4 protein-coding genes are annotated in these 1112 nt (G+C 36.5%); all 4 read right to left on the bottom strand.

What is annotated here, in order from left to right:
* The coding region (locus JF818_RS16605; protein WP_198890107.1) for a metal-sensitive transcriptional regulator at nt 1-133 on the bottom strand (133 nt) is incomplete at its 3' end.
* 53 nt (nt 134-186) lie between these two features.
* Nucleotides 187-432, bottom strand: a complete 246-nt coding sequence (locus JF818_RS00850; RefSeq protein WP_198890106.1) for a hypothetical protein — start codon at nt 430-432, stop codon at nt 187-189.
* A gap of 48 nt (nt 433-480) precedes the next feature.
* On the bottom strand, nt 481-666 hold the full coding sequence (locus JF818_RS00845; RefSeq protein WP_198890105.1) for a redoxin domain-containing protein: 186 nt from the start codon (nt 664-666) through the stop codon (nt 481-483).
* Nucleotides 667-674: 8 nt separating this feature from the next.
* Nucleotides 675-1112, bottom strand: a 438-nt coding sequence (locus JF818_RS00840; RefSeq protein ID WP_198890104.1) for a DsrE/DsrF/DrsH-like family protein, incomplete at its 5' end; no start/stop codon positions are given.

The raw sequence follows: 1112 nt of genomic DNA, 5'->3' as shown, positions 1-1112 counted from the left end.
ATCTAATAGCTGCAATTTGAACAAGTATATCATCACAAGGTTTTCCTTCTTCAACCATCTTTTCGATCCCTGCAATATGACCCTTGATGGTTCTAAGTCTGTTAATTATTTTTTTCTGATTATCGCTTGCCATAAACCTCTCCATTCATTAAATAATATTACCATAAACTAATATGCTTTTAAATGTTATTCGTTGATTTTTTCAAGGATACCAGCTGCTTGATCAGCACCTAGAGATACATTTTTAATGTTTCCTTCAGGATCAATGTAGAATGCAGCAGGAATTCCAACGATATTATAATTGACCAACTCATTGTTTACATCATAAAAACCGATATCTGCTAACCCTTCTGATTCCATGTGTGCAATTGCACGTTCTTTATTATCATGTTTCGTCAAGTTTATCGCCATAAGCACAACATCATCACCCATTTCTTCACGCACCTGGTGAAGTTCTGGCAGTTCTGCCAGACAAGCGCCTCATGTTGTTGCCCATGCTAGTACAAATACTGTTTTACCTTTGTAATCACTCAGTCTTACCAGATTACCGTCTTTATCTTCTACTTCAAAATCGTATGCTGTATCACCAATTTCTGAACCCGTTTCCGACGAACAGCTTACCAGTAAAACAATCATAAGAAGTATGAAAACTCCCACTTTTTTCATATATCCCCCTAGATAAATAAATTCACATCTGAATCTTCGCCTTCAGATAAGAAGGTTGCTACACCACCAAGCTCAACACCATTGATTAGCTCATCTTCATGTACGCCCATTAAATCCATAGACATATTACACGCTACGATATTAACCCCTGCTTCAATCGCTTGTTCAATCATCATTTCAAGTGAATCAACATTGTACTCATCCATTAATCCTCTGATTAATTTAGAACCGATACCACCCATATGCATTTTTGATAATTTTAATTGCTTACTGCCTCTAGGTAGCATTCTTGAGAACATTCTACCTATCAAGCTCTTTTTAATACTTGATTTCTCATGTTTCTTAATGACATTCAATCCCCAGAAAGTAAAGAACATTGTTACTTTTCTTCCCATCGCAGCTGCACCATTCGCTATAATAAATGATGCAATCGCACGGTCCAAATC

Origin of the sequence: Sphaerochaeta sp. S2 (genome assembly GCF_016406725.1) — a bacterium.
Taxonomy (GTDB): domain Bacteria; phylum Spirochaetota; class Spirochaetia; order Sphaerochaetales; family Sphaerochaetaceae; genus Sphaerochaeta.
The sequence above is the reverse complement of the archived record's forward strand: the minus strand, read 5'-3'. Positions and strand labels throughout refer to the sequence as shown.